This window comes from Streptococcus sp. k-378 (assembly GCF_013277505.1).
In the GTDB taxonomy this organism is placed as follows: Bacteria; Bacillota; Bacilli; order Lactobacillales; family Streptococcaceae; genus Streptococcus; species Streptococcus pseudopneumoniae.
The window spans coordinates 34,077-53,176 of sequence record NZ_VMNC01000049.1 but is presented as its reverse complement, the minus strand read 5'-3'; the positions used below and the strand labels follow the sequence as shown (position 1 = coordinate 53,176).

General features: G+C 40.8%; 12 protein-coding genes and 2 pseudogenes. 13 read left to right on the top strand and 1 reads right to left on the bottom strand.

Features of this window, described 5'->3' with window-relative positions; translation table 11 throughout:
* Positions 1-168: 168 nt before the first annotated feature.
* From HT719_RS05860 to HT719_RS05820, 10 genes and pseudogenes are all read left to right on the top strand, one after another.
* Positions 169-906, top strand: coding sequence for a response regulator transcription factor (locus HT719_RS05860; RefSeq protein WP_101514629.1), 738 nt, complete (start codon positions 169-171; stop codon positions 904-906).
* Positions 903-2,594 carry a sensor histidine kinase gene (locus HT719_RS05855; RefSeq protein WP_054392958.1) on the top strand — a complete coding sequence of 564 codons (1,692 nt, stop codon included), beginning with the start codon at positions 903-905 and terminating at the stop codon, positions 2,592-2,594. Before HT719_RS05860 ends, HT719_RS05855 begins: the two co-directional genes overlap by 4 nt.
* Before the next feature lie 114 nt (positions 2,595-2,708).
* Positions 2,709-3,272 (top strand): TIGR01440 family protein, encoded by a 564-nt coding sequence (locus HT719_RS05850; RefSeq protein WP_031222745.1) that lies wholly within the window; start codon positions 2,709-2,711, stop codon positions 3,270-3,272.
* A gap of 21 nt (positions 3,273-3,293) precedes the next feature.
* Positions 3,294-10,109: a ZmpA/ZmpB/ZmpC family metallo-endopeptidase gene (locus tag HT719_RS05845; RefSeq protein ID WP_172928539.1), complete on the top strand. Its 6,816-nt coding sequence runs from the start codon at positions 3,294-3,296 to the stop codon at positions 10,107-10,109.
* Between the two features lie 60 nt (positions 10,110-10,169).
* A complete protein-coding gene (pabB, locus tag HT719_RS05840) occupies positions 10,170-11,891 on the top strand; it encodes an aminodeoxychorismate synthase component I (protein ID WP_172928538.1) in 1,722 nt (573 codons plus the stop codon).
* A complete protein-coding gene (locus tag HT719_RS05835; protein ID WP_119920120.1) occupies positions 11,892-12,509 on the top strand; it encodes an alpha/beta hydrolase in 618 nt (205 codons plus the stop codon).
* A gap of 49 nt (positions 12,510-12,558) precedes the next feature.
* Positions 12,559-13,365 (top strand): annotated as a pseudogene (locus tag HT719_RS11910) (N-acetylmuramoyl-L-alanine amidase family protein); the annotation flags it as partial.
* Between the two features lie 6 nt (positions 13,366-13,371).
* Positions 13,372-13,926, top strand: a pseudogene (gene ldcB / locus HT719_RS11905) (LD-carboxypeptidase LdcB/DacB); the annotation flags it as partial.
* Between the two features lie 104 nt (positions 13,927-14,030).
* A complete protein-coding gene (locus tag HT719_RS05825; protein ID WP_138699210.1) occupies positions 14,031-14,990 on the top strand; it encodes an ROK family glucokinase in 960 nt (319 codons plus the stop codon).
* Between the two features lie 97 nt (positions 14,991-15,087).
* Positions 15,088-15,927 carry a thymidylate synthase gene (locus HT719_RS05820; RefSeq protein ID WP_138699211.1) on the top strand — a complete coding sequence of 280 codons (840 nt, stop codon included), beginning with the start codon at positions 15,088-15,090 and terminating at the stop codon, positions 15,925-15,927.
* Between the two features lie 149 nt (positions 15,928-16,076).
* Here the strand turns inward: HT719_RS05820 and HT719_RS05815 are convergent, their stop codons facing one another.
* Entirely contained in the window at positions 16,077-16,247 is a 171-nt protein-coding gene (locus HT719_RS05815) for a DUF3042 family protein (RefSeq protein ID WP_001051780.1), read from the bottom strand.
* Between the two features lie 120 nt (positions 16,248-16,367).
* Between HT719_RS05815 and miaA the strand changes: the two genes are divergently transcribed.
* The 3 genes from miaA to HT719_RS05800 are packed head-to-tail and all read left to right on the top strand — an operon-like array spanning position 16,368 to position 19,099.
* The gene (gene miaA, locus HT719_RS05810; RefSeq protein ID WP_172928534.1) at positions 16,368-17,252 is read left to right on the top strand and encodes a tRNA (adenosine(37)-N6)-dimethylallyltransferase MiaA; all 885 of its coding nucleotides are present in this window, start codon (positions 16,368-16,370) and stop codon (positions 17,250-17,252) included.
* Positions 17,245-18,483, top strand: a complete 1,239-nt coding sequence (gene hflX, locus HT719_RS05805; RefSeq protein ID WP_172928532.1) for a GTPase HflX — start codon at positions 17,245-17,247, stop codon at positions 18,481-18,483. Before miaA ends, hflX begins: the two co-directional genes overlap by 8 nt.
* Positions 18,476-19,099 (top strand): cystathionine beta-lyase, encoded by a 624-nt coding sequence (locus HT719_RS05800; protein ID WP_172928531.1) that lies wholly within the window; start codon positions 18,476-18,478, stop codon positions 19,097-19,099. The genes hflX and HT719_RS05800 overlap by 8 nt, the downstream gene beginning before the upstream one ends.
* Position 19,100 lies beyond the last annotated feature (1 nt).

The following is a 19,100-nucleotide window of genomic DNA, read 5'->3' as shown; positions in this document are numbered from 1 at the left end:
ACTTTTTGCCCAGTCTCTCTATCTACAACCTCAAAGCGGTACTTTGAGAAACCTGTGGCTATCTTCCTAGTTTACTTTTTGATTTTCATTGAGTATAAGAGGTATTTCCTAAGCAGTTAGAGGAGAATTTTGCTATACTGATACTAGTAAGTGACAAAGGAGAGAAGCATGACCTACACAATCTTAATCGTAGAAGATGAATATCTGGTAAGACAAGGTTTGACTAAACTGGTCAATGTAGCAGCCTACGATATGGAAATCATCGGTCAGGCTGAAAATGGAAGGCAGGCTTGGGAATTGATCCAAAAGCAGGTGCCAGATATCATTTTAACCGATATCAACATGCCTCATCTAAATGGCATCCAGTTGGCCAGTCTGGTACGAGAAACCTATCCTCAGGTTCATTTGGTCTTTTTAACAGGTTACGATGATTTTGATTATGCCTTGTCTGCTGTCAAACTAGGTGTGGACGACTACCTGCTCAAACCCTTTTCTCGTCAGGATATTGAGGAAATGTTGGGGAAAATCAAACAAAAACTAGACAAGGAAGAGAAGGAAGAGCAGTTACAAGATTTATTGGCCGATAAGTTTGAAGGAAACATGGCCCAGAAAATCCAGTCCCATCTGGCTGATAGCCAGTTTAGTTTAAAGTCTTTGGCCAGTGACTTAGGCTTTAGTCCAACTTATCTGAGTTCTTTGATTAAGAAAGAGTTGGGCCTGCCTTTTCAGGATTATCTGGTGAGAGAACGTGTCAAACAAGCCAAGCTCTTGCTTCTGACCACAGATTTAAAGATTTATGAGATAGCCGAAAAGGTTGGTTTTGAAGATATGAACTATTTTACCCAACGTTTTAAACAGATTGCAGGAGTGACACCTCGTCAGTTTAAGAAGGGAGAAGGCCGATGAAGCGTTCTTCTCTCCTAGTCAGAATGGTTATTTCCATCTTTTTGGTCTTTCTTATTCTCCTAGCTCTGGTCGGGACTTTCTACTATCAATCTAGTTCTTCAGCCATTGAGGCCACCATTGAGGGCAACAGCCAAACGACCATCAGCCAGACTAGCCACTTTATTCAGTCTTATATTAAAAAATTAGAAACCACCTCGACCGGTTTGACCCAGCAGACGGATGTCCTAGCCTATGCTGAGAATCCCAGTCAAGATAAGGTCAAGGGAATCCGAGATCTATTTTTGACCATCTTAAAGGCAGACCAGGACTTGAAAGCAGTGGTTTTGGTGACCAAATCTGGTCAGGTCATTTCTACAGATGACAGTGTTCAGATGAAAACTTCATCTGATATGATGGCTGAGGATTGGTACCAAAAGGCCATTCATCAGGGAGCCATGCCTATTTTGACTCCAGCTCGTAAATCAGATAGTCAATGGGTCATTTCTGTCACTCAAGAACTTCTTGATGCAAAGGGAGCTAATCTGGGCGTGCTTCGTTTGGATATTTCTTATGAAACTCTGGAAGCCTATCTTAACCAACTTCAGTTGGGGCAGCAGGGCTTTGCCTTTATCATCAATGAAAATCATGAATTTGTCTACCATCCTCAACACACAGTTTATAGTTCGTCTAGCGAAATGGAGGCCATGAAATCCTACATCGAGACGGGTCAGGGCTATACGCTAGATCACCAATCCTACGTCAGTCAAGAAAAGATTGCAGGAACTGATTGGACGGTGCTTGGCGTGTCTTCGCTGGAGAAGTTAGACCAGGTTCGGAGTCAACTCATGTGGACCTTGCTTGGGGCAAGTGTCACATCTCTTCTTGTCTGTCTCTTCTTGGTTTGGTTAAGTCTCAAACGCTGGATTGCTCCTTTAAGGGACTTGAGAGAAACCATGTTGGAAATTGCTTCTGGTGCTCAAAATCTTCGTGCCAAGGAAGTTGGTGCCTATGAACTGAGAGAAGTAACTCGCCAATTTAATGCCATGTTGGATCAGATTGATCAGTTGATGGTAGCTATTCGTAGCCAGGAAGAAACGACCCGTCAGTACCAACTTCAAGCCCTATCAAGCCAGATTAACCCCCATTTCCTCTATAATACCTTGGATACCATCATCTGGATGGCTGAATTTCAGGATAGTCAGCGAGTGGTTCAGGTGACCAAGTCCTTGGCGACCTATTTCCGCTTGGCACTCAATCAAGGTAAGGACTTGATTTGCCTGTCTGATGAAATCAATCATGTCCGCCAGTATCTCTTTATCCAGAAACAACGCTATGGAGATAAGCTGGAATACGAGATTGCTGAAAATCCTGCCTTTGATAACCTAGTCTTGCCCAAGTTGGTTTTGCAACCTCTGGTGGAAAATGCTCTTTACCATGGCATCAAGGAGAAGGAAGGTCAGGGACATATTAGAGTTTCTGTCCAGAAACAGGATACAGGCTTGGTCATCCGCATTGAGGATGATGGAGTTGGCTTCCAAGATGCTGGTGATAGTAGTCAAAGTCAACTCAAACGTGGGGGAGTTGGTCTTCAAAATGTCGATCAGCGTCTCAAACTTCATTTTGGAGAACATTACCAGATGAAGATTGATTCTGCACCCGACAAAGGAACGACGGTTGAAATATACATAAATAGAATAGAAACTAGTTAACTCCCAGTCAATTCTGGGAGTTTTATGCGTAATTGGGCAAGCTTTCCAGGTCGTCTATCTTGCTAAAAACAAGAAAAAACGGTATGATAGATAGTGACAAAAGAGGTAGCAGAGATGAACGAGACACAGATTCAAAGAGAAACACGTCAGATAGTGAAAGATGTTTTAGAAAAGGCCAATTTGAAGCAAGGATCTATCTTTGTTTTGGGTCTTTCCTCTAGTGAAGTGATAGGTGGTCAGATTGGCAAGGAATCCAGCCAAGAAATTGGCGAAATCATTGTGAAGACCATCCTAGATCTCCTAGAAGAAAAAAGAATTCATCTAGCTGTTCAAGGCTGTGAGCATGTCAATCGGGTTCTCGTCGTTGAACGTCAGGTGGCAGAGCAGTTTGGTCTGGAAATCGTCAGTGTCCTTCCTACTCTCCATGCAGGAGGTTCAGGTCAATTGGCAGCCTTTAAGTTTATGCAAGATCCAGTTGAGGTTGAATTTATCAAGGCTCATGCTGGATTGGATATCGGAGATACTGCAATTGGTATGCATGTCAAGCATGTTCAGGTTCCGATTCGCCCTCTTTTGAGAGAGATTGGTCATGCCCATGTAACGGCGCTGGCTAGTCGTCCAAAATTAATCGGAGGTGCGCGTGCGCACTATCCGCAAGATTCTATCAGAAAGTCGTGAGAATAAATAAAGGAGATGAAAGTGTTTAAAAAAGACCGTTTTTCAATTCGTAAGATTAAGGGAGTTGTAGGTTCTGTATTTCTTGGAAGCCTTTTGATGGCTCCTTCTGTAGTGGACGCAGCCACCTATCACTATGTAGATAAAGAGGTTATTTCACAAGAAGCTAAAGATTTAATTCAGACAGGAAAGCCTGATGGAAATGAACTTGTTTATGGTTTGGTGTATCAAAAAAATCAGCTGCCACAAACAGGGACAGAAGCATCTGTTTTGACAGCTTTTGGTTTGCTGACTGTTGGGAGCTTGCTTTTAATCTACAAGAGAAAGAAAATTGCCAGCGTCTTTCTAGTTGGAGCTATGGGATTGGTAGTCCTTCCTAGTGCAGGAGCTGTAGATCCAGTTGCTACTCTAGCACCGGCTAGTCGAGAGGGTGTTGTTGAAATGGAGGGTTATCGCTATGTTGGTTATCTATCAGGTGACATCCTCAAAACGCTTGGCTTGGATACTGTTTTAGAAGAAGCCTCAGCTAAACCTGGAGAGGTGACTGTGGTCGAAGTTGAGAATCCCCAAGTAACAACAAATCAGGAGCAAGCTAAGCCAGAAAACCGAGCAGTAGAGACAGAGGAAGCTCCTAAAACAGAAGAAAGTCCAAAGGAAGAACCAAAATCGGAGGTAAAACCTACTGACGAAACCCTTCCTAAAGTAGAAGAGGGGAAAGAAGATTCAGCAGAACCAGCACCAGTCAAATCGGAAAGTCAACCATCAGACAAACCAGCTGAGGAATCAAAAGTTGCAACTCCAGTAGAACAACCAAAAGTCCCAGAACACCCCGTGCAACCTACACAACCGGAGCAGCCAAGGATACCAAAAGAATCATCACAACCAGAAGATCCTAAAGAGGATAAGGTATCGGAAGAGACACCGAAACAAGAAGATGCACAGTCAGCAGTAGTAGAAACAAAAGATGAGGCTGCTAATCAACCTGTTGAAGAACCAAAAGTTGAAACGCCTGCTGTAGAAAAACAAACGGAACCAACAGAGGAACCAAAAGTTGAACAAGCAGGTGAACCAGTTGCACCAAGAGAAGACGAAAAGGCACCAGTCGAGCCAGAAAAGCAACCAGAAGCTTCTAAAGAAGAGAAGACTGCGGAAGAAATACCGAAACAAGAAGAACAACCAGTAGAAGCTCAAGTTGAACCAGAAAGTCAACCAACAGAAACTTCACCAGCTGCTCAACCAGCAGAACATCAGGACGAAGAAACAAAAGTAGAACAGCCAGCAGTAGAACATAAAACAACTCCTGAAGAAGGTGTGTTAAATGTAATAGAAGTTAAGTCTGAAGTTATAGTAACTAAAGAGCCTGTGCCTTTTAAGACAGTTGAGCAAGATGATGAGAACCTCGCTAAGGGAAAAACAAGGGTTATTCGAGAAGGTGTTGCTGGCGAACGCACTATTTTAACTGAAGTCACTACTACTGATGGTAGACAGTCCAGTAAAGTACTAGAGGATACAATAACAACCAATCCAGTAGATGAAATAAAGGGTGTTGGTACTAAAGAACCAGTTGATAAAAGTGAGTTAAAGAATCAAATTGATAAAGCTAGTTCAGTTTCTCCTACTGATTATTCACCAGCAAGTTACAATGCTCTTGGATCTGTTTTAGAAGCTGCAAAAGGTGTATATGCTTCTGACTCTGTAAAACAACCTGAAGTAGATAGCGAGACAGCTAAACTTAAAGCTGCTATCGACGCTCTTACTGTTGATAAAACAGACTTAAACAAAACTATCGAAGATGCGAAATCAAAAACTAAAGAGCACTACAGTGATGCATCTTGGACAAACCTTCAAAATGTATTAGCCGAAGCGAAAAAAGTTACAAGCAAACCAGAAGCAAAACAAAGCGAAGTAAATCACATTGACGAAAAACTTAAAGCCGCTATTGCTGGATTAAATACAGATAAGACTGAACTTGAAAAACAACTTGCTGATGCTCAGTCTAAGACTGCTACTGACTACAGTACTGTATCTTGGAGCGCTCTAGAAGAAGCGAAAAATGCCGCTCAAACTGTAAAAGACAACAATAAGGCTACTCAAGCTCAAATCGACGAAGCTGCCAAAAAACTGAAAGCGGCTATCACTGATTTAACTACAGATAAGACTGAACTTGAAAAACAACTTGCTGATGCTCAGTCTAAGACTGCTACTGACTACAGTACTGTATCTTGGAGCGCTCTAGAAGAATCGAAAAATGCCGCTCAAGCTGTAAAAGACAACGACAAAGCTACTCAAGCTCAAATCAAGGATGCAACTGAAAAACTTAAAGTTGCTATCGATGCTCTTACTGTTGATAAAACAAAATTACAAGAACAAATAACAAGAGCAGAAACTAAACAAGAAGCTGACTACAGTCCAACAACTTGGAATGACTTCAAAAATGCTGAAATAAAAGCAAAAGAAATCAACAGCCGAACTACTCCTCTTCCTAAACAAAGTGAAATAGATGCGGCTACTCAAGCTCTTCAAGACGCTATTAAAGCTCTTGCTGTAGATAAAACTGCATTACAAACGGCTATTAACACAGCTAACAGCAAACGTAAAGAAGAATACACTACTCAAACATGGAAATCTTTAGAAGACACTCTTACAGCAGCAAAATCTGTAAATGCAGATGATGCTACTACTCAAAGCAAAGTTAATGCAGCTACCGAAAAATTAGAAGAAGCTATCAAAAACTTAGCTCCATTAACTGAAAAACCAGTATTAACATTTGTAAATACTGATAAGAAAGTATTAGATAAAGAAGTAGTTGCTAAGTATTCTCTAGAGAATCCAACTAAGACAAAAATTAAATCAATCACAGCTACCCTGAAAAAAGATGGACAAGTTGTTAAGACTGTGAATCTAACAGAAAATAATCTAAATGCGTTATTAGACAATGTAGAATACTTCAAAGAGTATACTCTATCTACTACTATGGTTTATGATAGAGGTAATGGTCAAGAAGAAACTGAAACATTAGAAGATAAACAAATACAATTAGACCTTAAAAAAGTTGAAATTAAAAATATTAAAGAAACAAGCTTAATAAGTGTTGACGATGCAGGTGTTGAAACTGACTCAAGTTTACTTTCAGAAAACCCAACGAATGTTGCTTCACTTTACCTACGAGTTACAACTCATGACAACAAAGTTACAAGACTTGCTGTTGACAAGATTGAAGAAGTAGAAAAAGACGGAAAAACTTTATATAAAGTTACTGCCAAAGCACCAGACTTAGTTCAACGTAATGCTGATAACACACTTAGCGAAGAGTATGTTCATTACTTTGAAAAACAAAAAGCAAAAGAAGGTAATGTTTACTACAACTTCAATGAGCTTGTAAAAGATATGCAAGCTAACCCTAGCGGTGAGTTCAAACTTGGTGCAGACTTGAATGCAGCTAATGTACCAACACCAAATAAACAATATGTTCCTGGTAAATTCAGTGGGACTTTAACAAGTGTTGATGGTAAACAATACACAATCCACAATATGGCTCGTCAGTTATTTGATAACATTGAAGGTGGAACAGTTAAAAACATTAATTTAGGTAATGTTAATATTAATATGCCTTGGATTGAAAATATTTCAGCACTATCGCGAGCACTTAAAAATGGTACTGTAGAAAATGTTAAAGTAACAGGTAGCATTCTAGGTAAAGATGGTATTGCTGGTATTGTTAATAAGGGAGACATAGGTGGGCTTCTTAAAAATGTTGCTTTTATTGGTAAACTAACAGGAGTTGGTAATAGACCTTGGGATATCGGTGGTATTGCCGGAGAACTTTGGAGAGGAAATATTAAACACGCATATGTAGATGCTGATATTACCGCAGATAAAGCACGTGTAGGTGGACTTGTTGCTAGAACAGATAACGGTTCTGATCCTAATGGAATTGATAAGTATGCATCTGTTCGCAACGCTGTTACTAAAGGTACTATTAACGTGAAAAATCCTGTTGATGTTGGTGGATTCATTAGTAAAAACTGGACATGGGGGCGTGTTGCTGATACAGTCTCAATGATGAAAGTTAAAAACGGTGAAGAATTCTATGGATCTAGAGATTTAGAAGCAGAAGATGGATACTATACAAGAAACTGGATTGAAAGAAACTACGTTGTTAAAGATGTGAGTGAAGGTTCTCACTCATTTAAGGGTTCTCGTAGTAATCGAATCCAAGAAATCAGCTTGGAAGAAGCAAACAAGAAAATAGAGTCATTCGGAATTACTGCTGATAAATTCGAAATTAAACCTCTTATTGAAGAGAAACTTAACAATACTAAACCAAAAGCTGATACTTATAAAGATACTCAAGATTATGATGCATCTCGTGAACTTGCCTACCGTAATATCGAAAAACTTCAACCGTTCTACAATAAAGAATGGATTGTAAACCAAGGAAATAAATTAGCTGCTGATAGTCATCTTATGACCAAGGAAGTCCTATCAGTTACTGCTATGAAGGGCAATGCCTTTGTAACAGAATTGGCTGATGCTGACCACATTTTGGTGCACTATGCTGATAAGACCAAAGATATCTTTACTGTTTCGCTGAAAGAATCTAATGTCAAACAAGTGAAAGAGTACAGCATTGCTGAACTCGGAGAAGTTGTCTATACGCCTAATATCGTTGACAAAGACCGTAGTGATCTTATCAATGCTATCGTTGAAAAATTAAGCCCAGTTGAGCTACAATCAGATCCTATCTACACACACCTAAATAGAACCGGTCCTAACAAAGTAAATGCGATTAAGAACCTTTACCTCGAAGAAACCTTCAAAGAAGTCAAGGATAATCTGGCGAAATTTGTGAAACAGTTGCTTGAAAATGAAGATCATCAATTAAACACAGATGAATCTGCTAAACGCGCCTTGATCAAGAAGATTGATGACAATAAGGCTGCTGTTCTTCTTGGATTAGCTTACCTAAATCGTTACTACGGTGTTAAATTCGATGACTTTAATATTAAAGAATTAATGCTATTCAAACCTGACTTTTATGGTAAAAATGTTAATGTGTTAGACTTCTTGATTAAGATTGGTTCTAAAGAAAGAAATGTTAAAGGGGATAGAACTTTAGAAGCTTATCGCGAAACTATCGGTGGAGTTATCGGCATAGGCGAGTTAAACAGTTTCTTAGACTATAATATGCGTCTATTCACAGAAGATACGAACCTAAACGATTGGTTCATAAAAGCTACTAAAGATAATGTATATATTGTTGAACCTAAAACTACAACACCTGAATTTGCTGATAAGAAACACAGAGCCTACGAGGGATTAAACAATGACATGCATGGTAAGATGATTTTACCACTTCTTAACCTGAAAGATGCACATATGTTCTTAATCTCAACATATAACACTATGGCTTACAGTTCATTTGAAAAATACGGTAAGAATACTGCAGAAGAACGCGAAGCATTCAAAGCTGAAATCAATAAAGTCGCTAAAGGTCAACAAAATTACCTAGACTTCTGGTCTCGCTTATCATTAGATAAAGTTCGTAATCAACTGCTTAAGAGCAACAACATGGTTCCAACTCCTGTGTTAGATAACCAAAACTATAAAGGAATCAGCACAGATAAATACGGACATACGAATAGTGGTAAAGACGTAGCACCTATCCGTGAATTATACGGACCAACAGGTCGTTACCACGCCACTGATTGGCGTATGGGGGCTGTAGCTCGTATTTACGGTAACCCTTATAAAGATGATTCAGTCTTCTTCATGGTTACTGATATGATTAGTGATTTCGGTATCTCAGCCTTCACTCATGAAACAACTCACGTAAATGACCGTATGGTTTACTTAGGTGGTTCAAGACACCGTGAAGGTACAGATCTTGAAGCATTTGCTCAGGGGATGTTACAAACGCCATCGGTATCAAATCCAAACGGAGAATATGGCGCATTAGGTCTAAACATGGCCTACGAACGTCCAAACGATGGAAACCAATGGTACAACACAAATCCAAATGACCTCACTTCTCGCGCTGAAATCGATCATTACATGAAAGGTTTCAACGATACTCTAATGCTTCTTGACTACCTTGAAGGTGAAGCAGTTCTTGATAAACACAATAAAGACTTAAACAACGCTTGGTTTAAGAAAGTTGCTAAAAAACTACGTAACGCTAATACGAAGAACCAGTATGACGAGGTTCGTGATCTGAATGCAGAAGAAAAAGAATATAACTTGACTTCTGTTAACGATCTAGTAGACAAGAACTTCATGACTAAACACGGTCCTGGTAATGGTACTTATGACCCAACTGGATTTGGCTCTGCCTATGTAACTGTACCAATTACCGCTGGTATCTATGGTGCTAACACAAGTGAAGGAGCTCCAGGAGCAATGTCATTCAAGCATAACACCTTCCGTATGTGGGGTTACTTTGGATATGAAAAAGGCTTCCTAAATTATGCTTCTAACATGCTGAAAAATGAGTCTAAAAAAGCTGGTCATGCTACTCTAGGTGATGATTTTATTATCAAGAAAGTTTCTGATGGTAAATTTAGCAACCTAGAAGATTGGAAGAAAGCTTACTTCGAAGAAGTTGTGGATAAAGCTAAAAAAGGAATTCAATCTATTGAAATTGATAGTACAATATACAATAGTTATGAAGACTTGAAACGTGCATTTGCTGAAGCAGTTGATAAAGATAAGGCGACATTGAAGACAGATAAAGATGGAAATAAATCTGTTTCTATGTCTAATACAGTGACACTTAAAGAAAAACTCTTCAAGAAGCTTCTTCAACAAACAAATAGCTTTAAAACTTCAATCTTTAAATAATCGAAATCTCTCATCTGCTTTGCGGATGAGGGTTTTCTTATTTTATGCTATACTTAAGGTATGCATAGAAAAACAGTGATTGATTTTAGGGCTTTGGGGGAGAGATACATCTTTACCCAGCCTATTAAAGAGTTGAAAACGAGAAATGTAGAAGAAGTGGCAGATTTGCTGGCACAAGTGGAAAGCTACCAAGAGCAAGGTTATTATGTGGTGGGCTATGTCAGCTACGAGGCTGCACCTGCTTTTGAGGAAAAATTAGCAGTTCACAAGGATCCACTACTGGGAGAGTACCTGCTTTACTTTACTGTTCATGATAGCGTAGAAACTTCCCCTATTCCTCTGACTTATGAGGATATTGATTTGCCCTCAAATTGGCAGGAAGTGACGTCTGCGGCAGACTATGAAAAGGCGATTGCCCAAATTCACCATCATTTGCGGCAGGGAGACACCTATCAGGTCAACTACACCGTTCAACTCAAACAAGACTTAAATGCCAATCCTTTTGCTATCTACAATCGTATGGTGGTAGAACAGGAGGCGGGCTACAATACCTATATTGAACATGATGAGATGGCAGTGATTTCCATGAGCCCAGAGCTCTTTTTTGAGCAAAATGACCGCGAGTTGACAACGCGACCGATGAAGGGAACGACTCAGCGTGGGGTAACTGACCAAGAAGATCTTGAACAGGCCAGTTGGTTGGAGCAGGATCCTAAAAATCGGTCTGAAAATATGATGATTGTGGACCTCTTGCGCAATGATATGAACCGTATTTCTGAGGTGGGGAGCGAGCACGTGGAGCGTCTGTGTCAGGTAGAGCAGTATTCAACTGTTTGGCAGATGACTTCGACCATCAAGAGTCGGTTGCGAGCAGATGTTGATTTAGTTACAATTTTTCGCTCTCTCTTTCCTTGTGGATCCATAACGGGCGCACCGAAAATTGCGACAATGGAGATTATCAAGGACTTGGAGCCACAACCGCGTGGAGTCTACTGTGGAACGATTGGTCTCTTGCTTCCAAATGGACGACGGATTTTTAATGTGGCCATTAGGACCATTCAACTGCATCAAGGGAAAGCCATCTATGGAGTTGGCGGAGGCATTACATGGGATAGCACTTGGGAATCTGAATACCGCGAGGTTCATCAAAAGGCGGCTGTTCTCTATCGTAAACAAGCTCGTTTTCAGCTGATTACGACTGGGAAAATCAGCCAAAAACAACTGCTGTTTGAAGAACAACATCTGGAAAGACTGATAAAAGCTAGTCGATATTTTGCCTTTCCTTTTGACCCAGAAATTTTGAGACAAAAGATTGAAGAAGAGTGTCAGACTTGTGATGCTAATCAAGATTACCGCTTGCGAATCAGCATTAGCAAATCTGGAGAGATAGAAGTCAATCGTCAAGTATTAACACCCCTTAGTCCACAGTTCTGCCAGGCTAAACTTTGTCTGCAAGAAGCCAATTTGCAGCAAGCTTTTACCCACTTTAAAACGACTCATAGACCATACTTGAGTTTAGGGGAGCAAGAGATCATTTACTACAATAAGTCAGGAGAACTGCTTGAAACCTCTATCGGAAATCTGGTTTTGAAAATTGCTGGGAAACTCTACACACCGCCTATCCGACTTGGAATCTTGCCAGGAATTTACCGTCAGCATTTGCTGGAAACAGGACAGGTAGAAGAGAAAGTCTTGACCTTGGCAGATTTAACCCAAGCAGAAGCTATTTACGGCTGTAATGCAGTGAGAGGCTTGTATGAACTAAGCCTTGAGGAGAACTAGATGAAATTGATATTTTTGCATGGGTTAGGGCAGTCAGCAGAGTCTTGGAAAGAAGTTCGTAATCTACTGACAGATTATCCTTCTGAGGCTATCGAGTTATTTCCTTCTGGAGTTAGTAACTATCAACAAGCTAAAGAGCGAGTTTATCAGCACCTAGCTCAAGAGACAGAACCTTTTGTTTTGATTGGATTGTCCTTAGGTGCTGCCCTGACACTAGAACTTTCCAGTTACGATTCACCAAATCTTCGAGCTTTGATTCTGTCAGGATGCCCGCTTAAATTAGCAGGGAATATCCTATTTTATCTTCAGTTGCTGATTTTTAAACTACTTCCCAAAAGAGTATTTGAAAAACAGGGAGCAGACAAGACTTTTATAATAGGTATTTCCAAAGAATTGAAGACACTTGACTTAACGGATATAGCAGGGAATTGCCCCTATCCAACCTTACTAATTTGTGGCAGCAAAGATAAACCGAATCTTAGTTCTATGAGAAGTCTTCATAAACTAATATCAGAATCCCAATTTCAGATTATCCCAGATGGCCCTCATGTCTTGAATAAGGAAAAACCAAAGGAGTTTGTAGAAAAGACCAGAAGTTTCCTTGAATTGCTGAAATAAGTTTGATAAAATAATATTGAAATCGATAACATCGTTAGAGGAGAAAGTAATGAACAAACGTCTATTTTTAAAAATGAGTCTGGTGACGTTGTCAATTTTAGCCTTGTTTTCACAACCTGTGTTAGCAGAGGAAAACATTCATTTTTCGAGTTGTAAGGAAGCTTGGGCGAATGGATACGCGGATATTCATGAGGGAGACCCCGGTTATTCTGCCAAGTTATACCGTGATCATGACGGTGTGGCTTGCGAATTGAAAAATGCTCCTAAGGGTGCTTTTAAAGCAAAACAAGCGGCTACAACTCAAACTGATACAAGTTCATCAACAACAAGTGGTTGGGTTAAGCAGGACGGTTCTTGGTACTATTTTGATGGAAATGGAAATCTAGTGAAAAATGCATGGCAGGGAAACTATTACCTGAAAGCTGATGGTAAAATGGCACAGAGTGAATGGATTTATGACTCTTCTTATCAGGCTTGGTATTACTTGAAATCAGATGGTTCTTATGCTTATAGTATATGGCAAGGAAATTACTATTTGAAATCAGATGGTAAGATGGCCAAAAGTGAATGGGTTTATGATGATTCTTATCAAGCTTGGTATTATTTGACATCAGATGGATCTTATGCTTATAGTGCATGGCAAGGAAACTATTATTTGAAATCAGATGGTAAAATGGCTAAAGGTGAATGGGTTTATGACTCTTCTTACCAAACTTGGTATTATTTGACATCAGATGGATCTTATGCTTATAATACATGGCAAGGGAATTATTATCTAAAATCAGATGGTAAAATGGCTGTCAATGAATGGGTTGATGGTGGACGTTATTATGTTGGTGCGACTGGTTTGTGGAAAGCTAATTCAAAAGTAAGCAATAAAGGTTCTTATTATAGCCTTCAAGGAAAGTATGATGAAATCATAGTTGCCAATAAACATTATCCTATGTCTAAAGATTACTATCCAGGTGAAAATGCTACTGCAAAAGCAGCCTTTTTAAAACTGATTGCACAGATGCAGAAGGAAGGATACGCTATTAGCGATAATTATAGTGGCTTTAGAAGTTATGCAACTCAAGCACAATTATATCAAAGTTATGTGAACCAAGAGGGCCAGGCTGCTGCGGATCGTTATTCCGCCCGTCCTGGATATAGCGAACATCAGACAGGACTTGCTTTTGATGTGATTGGCACAGATGGTCAATTAGTTGAAGATGCTGGTGCGGCTCAATGGTTATTGGATTATGCACCAGACTATGGTTTTGTTGTTCGCTATCCCCGTGGAAAAGAGAGTGTCACAGGCTATATGCATGAGGAATGGCATTTACGTTACATTGGAAAAGAAGCAAAAGAGATTGCTGCAAGTGGTTTGACACTGGAGGAATATTATGGATTTGATGGTGGAGATTATCTGGATTAAAAATCTATATTAGCTAAATGCAAACCTTTGCATAAATGACTGAAATTTGTTATACTAGTACTGTAAGCATTTTCAATTACTAGACAATGAAAAAGGAGAGTATGATGAGTCAAAAGATTATTGGGATTGACCTTGGTGGAACTTCTATCAAATTTGCAATCTTAACAACAGCAGGAGAAATCCAAGGAAAATGGTCAATCAAGACCAACATTCTGGATGAGGGAAGTCATATCGTTGATGATATGATTGAGTCTATTCAACATCGTTTGGACTTGCTTGGATTGGCAGCAGCGGACTTCCAAGGCATTGGAATGGGATCACCAGGTGTGGTTGACCGTGACAAAGGGACTGTTATCGGTGCCTACAACTTGAACTGGAAAACCCTTCAACCAATTAAAGAGAAAATTGAAAAAGCTTTGGGCATTCCATTTTTCATCGATAATGATGCCAACGTAGCAGCTCTTGGTGAGCGCTGGATGGGTGCTGGAGATAACCAACCAGACGTTGTCTTTATGACACTCGGTACTGGTGTTGGTGGTGGTATTGTCGCAGAAGGCAAATTGCTTCATGGTGTTGCTGGTGCAGCAGGTGAACTTGGTCATATCACTGTTGACTTTGACCAACCAATCGCATGTACTTGCGGTAAGAAAGGCTGTCTTGAGACAGTTGCTTCAGCAACAGGGATTGTCAACTTGACTCGTCGTTATGCAGATGAATATGAAGGCGATGCAGCCTTGAAACGATTGATTGATAACGGAGAAGAAGTAACTGCTAAGACAGTCTTTGACCTTGCAAAAGAAGGAGACGACCTTGCTTTGACTGTTTACCGTAACTTCTCACGTTACTTGGGAATCGCTTGTGCTAACATTGGTTCAATCCTAAACCCATCAACAATCGTCATCGGTGGTGGTGTGTCAGCTGCAGGAGAATTCCTTCTACAAGGTGTTCAAAAAGTCTATGACGAAAATACTTTCCCACAAGTGCGCACATCTACTAAATTGGCTCTTGCAACTCTAGGAAATGACGCTGGAGTTATCGGAGCAGCATCACTTGTATTGCAATAAAATAATAAAAGAGGAAAAATGCTAACCTAGAGTTAGTAATGTTCCTCTTTTATTTTTTATGCTATACTAGTTAGGACAATGAATGAGGTGAAACGAAATGACAAAAGCAGATACGATTTTTAAAGAGAATATTGAACGCATTCTAAAGGAAGGTGTTTTCTCAGAGCAGGCTCGTCCTAAGTACAAGGATGGGACTGTTGCTAATTCCAAGTATGTAACTGGTGCCTTTTCCGAGTACGACTTATCTAAAGGAGAATTTCCTATCACAACCTTGCGTCCCATTGCAATCAAATCCGCCATCAAAGAAGTTCTCTGGATTTACCAAGACCAGTCAAATAGCTTAGAAGTGCTTAATGACAAGTACAATGTTCACTACTGGAATGACTGGGAAGTTGGAGACACGGGAACCATTGGTGAGCGCTATGGTGCCGTTGTTAAGAAACACGACATTATCAATAAGCTTCTCAAACAGTTGGAAACCAATCCTTGGAACCGCCGCAATATTATTTCGCTCTGGGATTACCAAGCTTTCGAAGAAACAGATGGGCTGCTCCCGTGCGCCTTTCAGACCATGTTTGATGTTCGGCGTGTTGATGGGGAAATCTATCTGGATGCGACCTTGACCCAGCGCTCCAATGATATGCTGGTGGCCCACCACATCAACGCTATGCAGTATGTGGCTTTGCAGATGATGATTGCCAAACATTTTGGCTGGAAGGTTGGGAAGTTCTTCTACTTCATCAACAACCTCCATATCTATGACAATCAATTTGAACAAGCAGAGGAATTGCTTCGTCGGGAGCCGTCAAACTGCCAACCTCGTTTGGTCTTGAATGTTCCAGATGGGACCAATTTCTTTGATATTAAAGCAGAGAATTTTGAGTTGGTAGATTATGACCCTGTTAAGCCGCAGTTGAAGTTTGACCTAGCCGTTTAATACTCTTAGAAAATCTCTTCAAACTACGTCAGCGTCGCTTCATCTACAACCTCAANNCGGCTAGCTTCCTAGTTTGCTCTTTGATTTTCATTGAGTATAAAAGAATAGAAAAAGAAGTTGAGACAATGAATCCCAACTTCTTTTGTTTCTTAACGTGATACGCGACGGCGAGCTGCTTTTTTACGGTTTTCTTCGATGAAAGCTGCTTTTTGCTCTTCTGGTTCGATTACTTTCTTTTTAAATGCGTATACTGCACCTGCAACGGCAGCAACAGTTCCTGCGACACCTGTTACAAGACCTTTAGCGAATCCTTTAGCCATGAGTCTTCCTCCTTTATCTTCTTAATCAGCCAGCCCCCTCAAGAGGTCACATTTTTCTGACTGACCTTTTTGTGTTATAATAATAGTAACGAAAAAATGGGAATTTTTCAAGGAAAAAAGATGAAAACAAAAATAATTGTGATTGTTGGACCGACTGCTGTTGGAAAAACAGCCCTTGCCATTGAAGTGGCCAAGCGTTTTAATGGCGAAGTGGTTAGCGGTGATAGTCAGCAAGTCTATCGAGGACTTGATATTGGGACGGCTAAGGCTAGTCCAGAAGAGCAGGAAACTGTTCCTCATCATTTAATCGATGTTAGAGAGGTAACCGAGTCTTACTCGGCTTTTGATTTTGTTTCAGAAGCTAAGATGGCTATTGAGGATATTCACAGCCGTAGCAAGCTGGCCACTATCGCTGGTGGGACTGGACTTTATATCCAGAGCTTGCTAGAAGGTTACCACCTAGGTGGGGAGACTCCCCATGAGGAGATTTTGGCCTATCGGGCTAGCTTGGAGCCTTATACAGATGAGGAATTAGCTCATCTGGTGGAGCAAGCAGACCTTAAAATTCCTCAGTTTAATCGTCGTCGTGCGATGCGTGCCTTGGAAATTGCCCATTTTGGTCAGGAATTGGAAAATCAAGAGACCTTGTATGAACCATTGATTATCTGCTTGGATGATGAGCGCAGTCAATTATATGAACGTATCAATCGCCGCGTGGATTTGATGTTTGAGGCTGGGCTTTTGGATGAGGCCAAGTGGCTTTTTGACCATTATCCAGATGTGCAGGCTGCTAAAGGAATTGGTTACAAGGAACTCTTTCCTTATTTTCGTGGGGAGCAGACCTTGGAAGAAGCCAGTGAGAGTCTCAAACAGGCGACCCGTCGTTTTGCCAAGCGTCAGTTGACCTGGTTCCGTAACCGCATGCAGGTCACCTTTTATCAGATTGGAGAGTCTGGTGTGCAAGACCGCATTTTAAGCCAGATAGAGGAGTTTTTAGATGATTGATACGGAGAAAAAAGAGGAGCGAGTCCTGCTCATTGGTGTGGAATTGCAGGGTATGGATAATTTTGACCTCTCCATGGAAGAATTGGCCAGTCTAGCCAAGACAGCTGGTGCTGTCGTAGTCGATAGTTACAGGCAAAAACGTGAAAAGTATGACTCCAAGACTTTCGTTGGCTCTGGTAAGTTAGAAGAGATTGCCCTCATGGTGGATGCCGAAGAAATCACCACTGTCATCGTCAACAACCGTCTGACGCCAAGGCAAAATGTCAATTTAGAAGAAGTTCTGGGTGTTAAAGTCATTGACCGTATGCAGTTGATTCTGGATATCTTTGCCATGCGAGCTCGAAGCCATGAAGGGAAGCTCCAAGTCCACTTAGCCCAGCTCAAATATCTCTTGCCTCGCTTGGTTGGTCAGGGAATTATGCTCAGCCGTCAGGCAGGGGGAATTGGTTCCCGTGGACCTGGTGAAAGCCAGCTGGAGCTGAACCGTCGTAGTGTTCGCAATCAAATCACGGATATCGAGCGCCAGCTCAAGGTGGTTGAGAAAAATCGGGCGACTGTCAGAGAAAAGCGTTTGGAGTCTAGCACCTTTAAGATTGGTTTGATTGGTTATACCAATGCTGGGAAATCAACTATCATGAACACCTTGACCAGTAAGACCCAGTATGAGGCTGACGAGCTCTTTGCGACTCTGGATGCGACGACTAAGAGTATCCATCTTGGGGGCAATCTCCAAGTAACATTGACAGATACAGTTGGCTTTATCCAAGATTTGCCGACAGAGTTGGTATCCAGTTTCAAGTCAACCTTGGAGGAAAGCAAGCATGTAGACCTTCTGGTTCATGTTATCGATGCCAGCAATCCTTATCATGAGGGACATGAAAAAACAGTCCTGTCCATCATGAAAGACCTGGACATGGAAGATATTCCTCGCCTGACCCTCTATAATAAAGCGGATTTGGTGGAGGATTTCACGCCTACCCAAACGCCTTATGCCCTCATTTCTGCCAAGGCTGAGGATAGTCGTGAGAATTTGCAGGCTTTGTTTTTAGAGAAAATCAAGGATATTTTTGAATCTTTTACCCTGCGTGTGCCTTTTTCAAAGTCCTACAAGATTCATGATTTAGAAAGTGTTGCGATTTTGCAAGAACGCGATTATCAGGAGGACGGCGAAGTGATTAGAGGCTACATTTCCGAGAAAAATAAATGGAGGTTAGAGGAATTTTATGACTGATATTAAAACGTTGGCTATAAAATATGGGGGCTATACAAGTCTGGATAAGGCCTATCTGGATCAGCTTCTAGCTGGTAAAACAGAGCAGGAGCAACTAGCCCTCATTACCCCTCCACCTAGCGTGGTCAATGCTTACTTTGCAGAACTATATCAAAAAAAGAGTCCTCAAGCTGCAACCGATTATTTTGCGGAAGTCAGTCAGGAACTAAATCTTTACAATACTGAGCCAAGTTTCACCCTCGAAAACAAGCCTTTTATTCGCCTTAACCTGTCTGGTAAATCCTTTGGTTTTTGTTATGAGAGTGAGGGGCTTGGTCGGATTTTCTCTGAAAATGAAGAGAAGATTTCGGATGACTTGCTTTTTGAAATTGCGCAAATTTTCCCCCATCAACTAGTCTTTGAAGAGTCTGGTAAGATTTATATGAAGGCTGTTGGAGATGAGGAAGTTGTTAGTGTGGAAAGTCTCACAGCTTTGACTGATTTGGAAAGCTTGGCTGATGGTCGTAAACGTCTCAAAGGCTACAGCCAAGAGGATTTATTGCAAGAAGCTGCTGCTTTTTCTGGCAAACGCTATTTCCGATCGGAAAACCGCACAGCTATGTTATATATTGATTAAT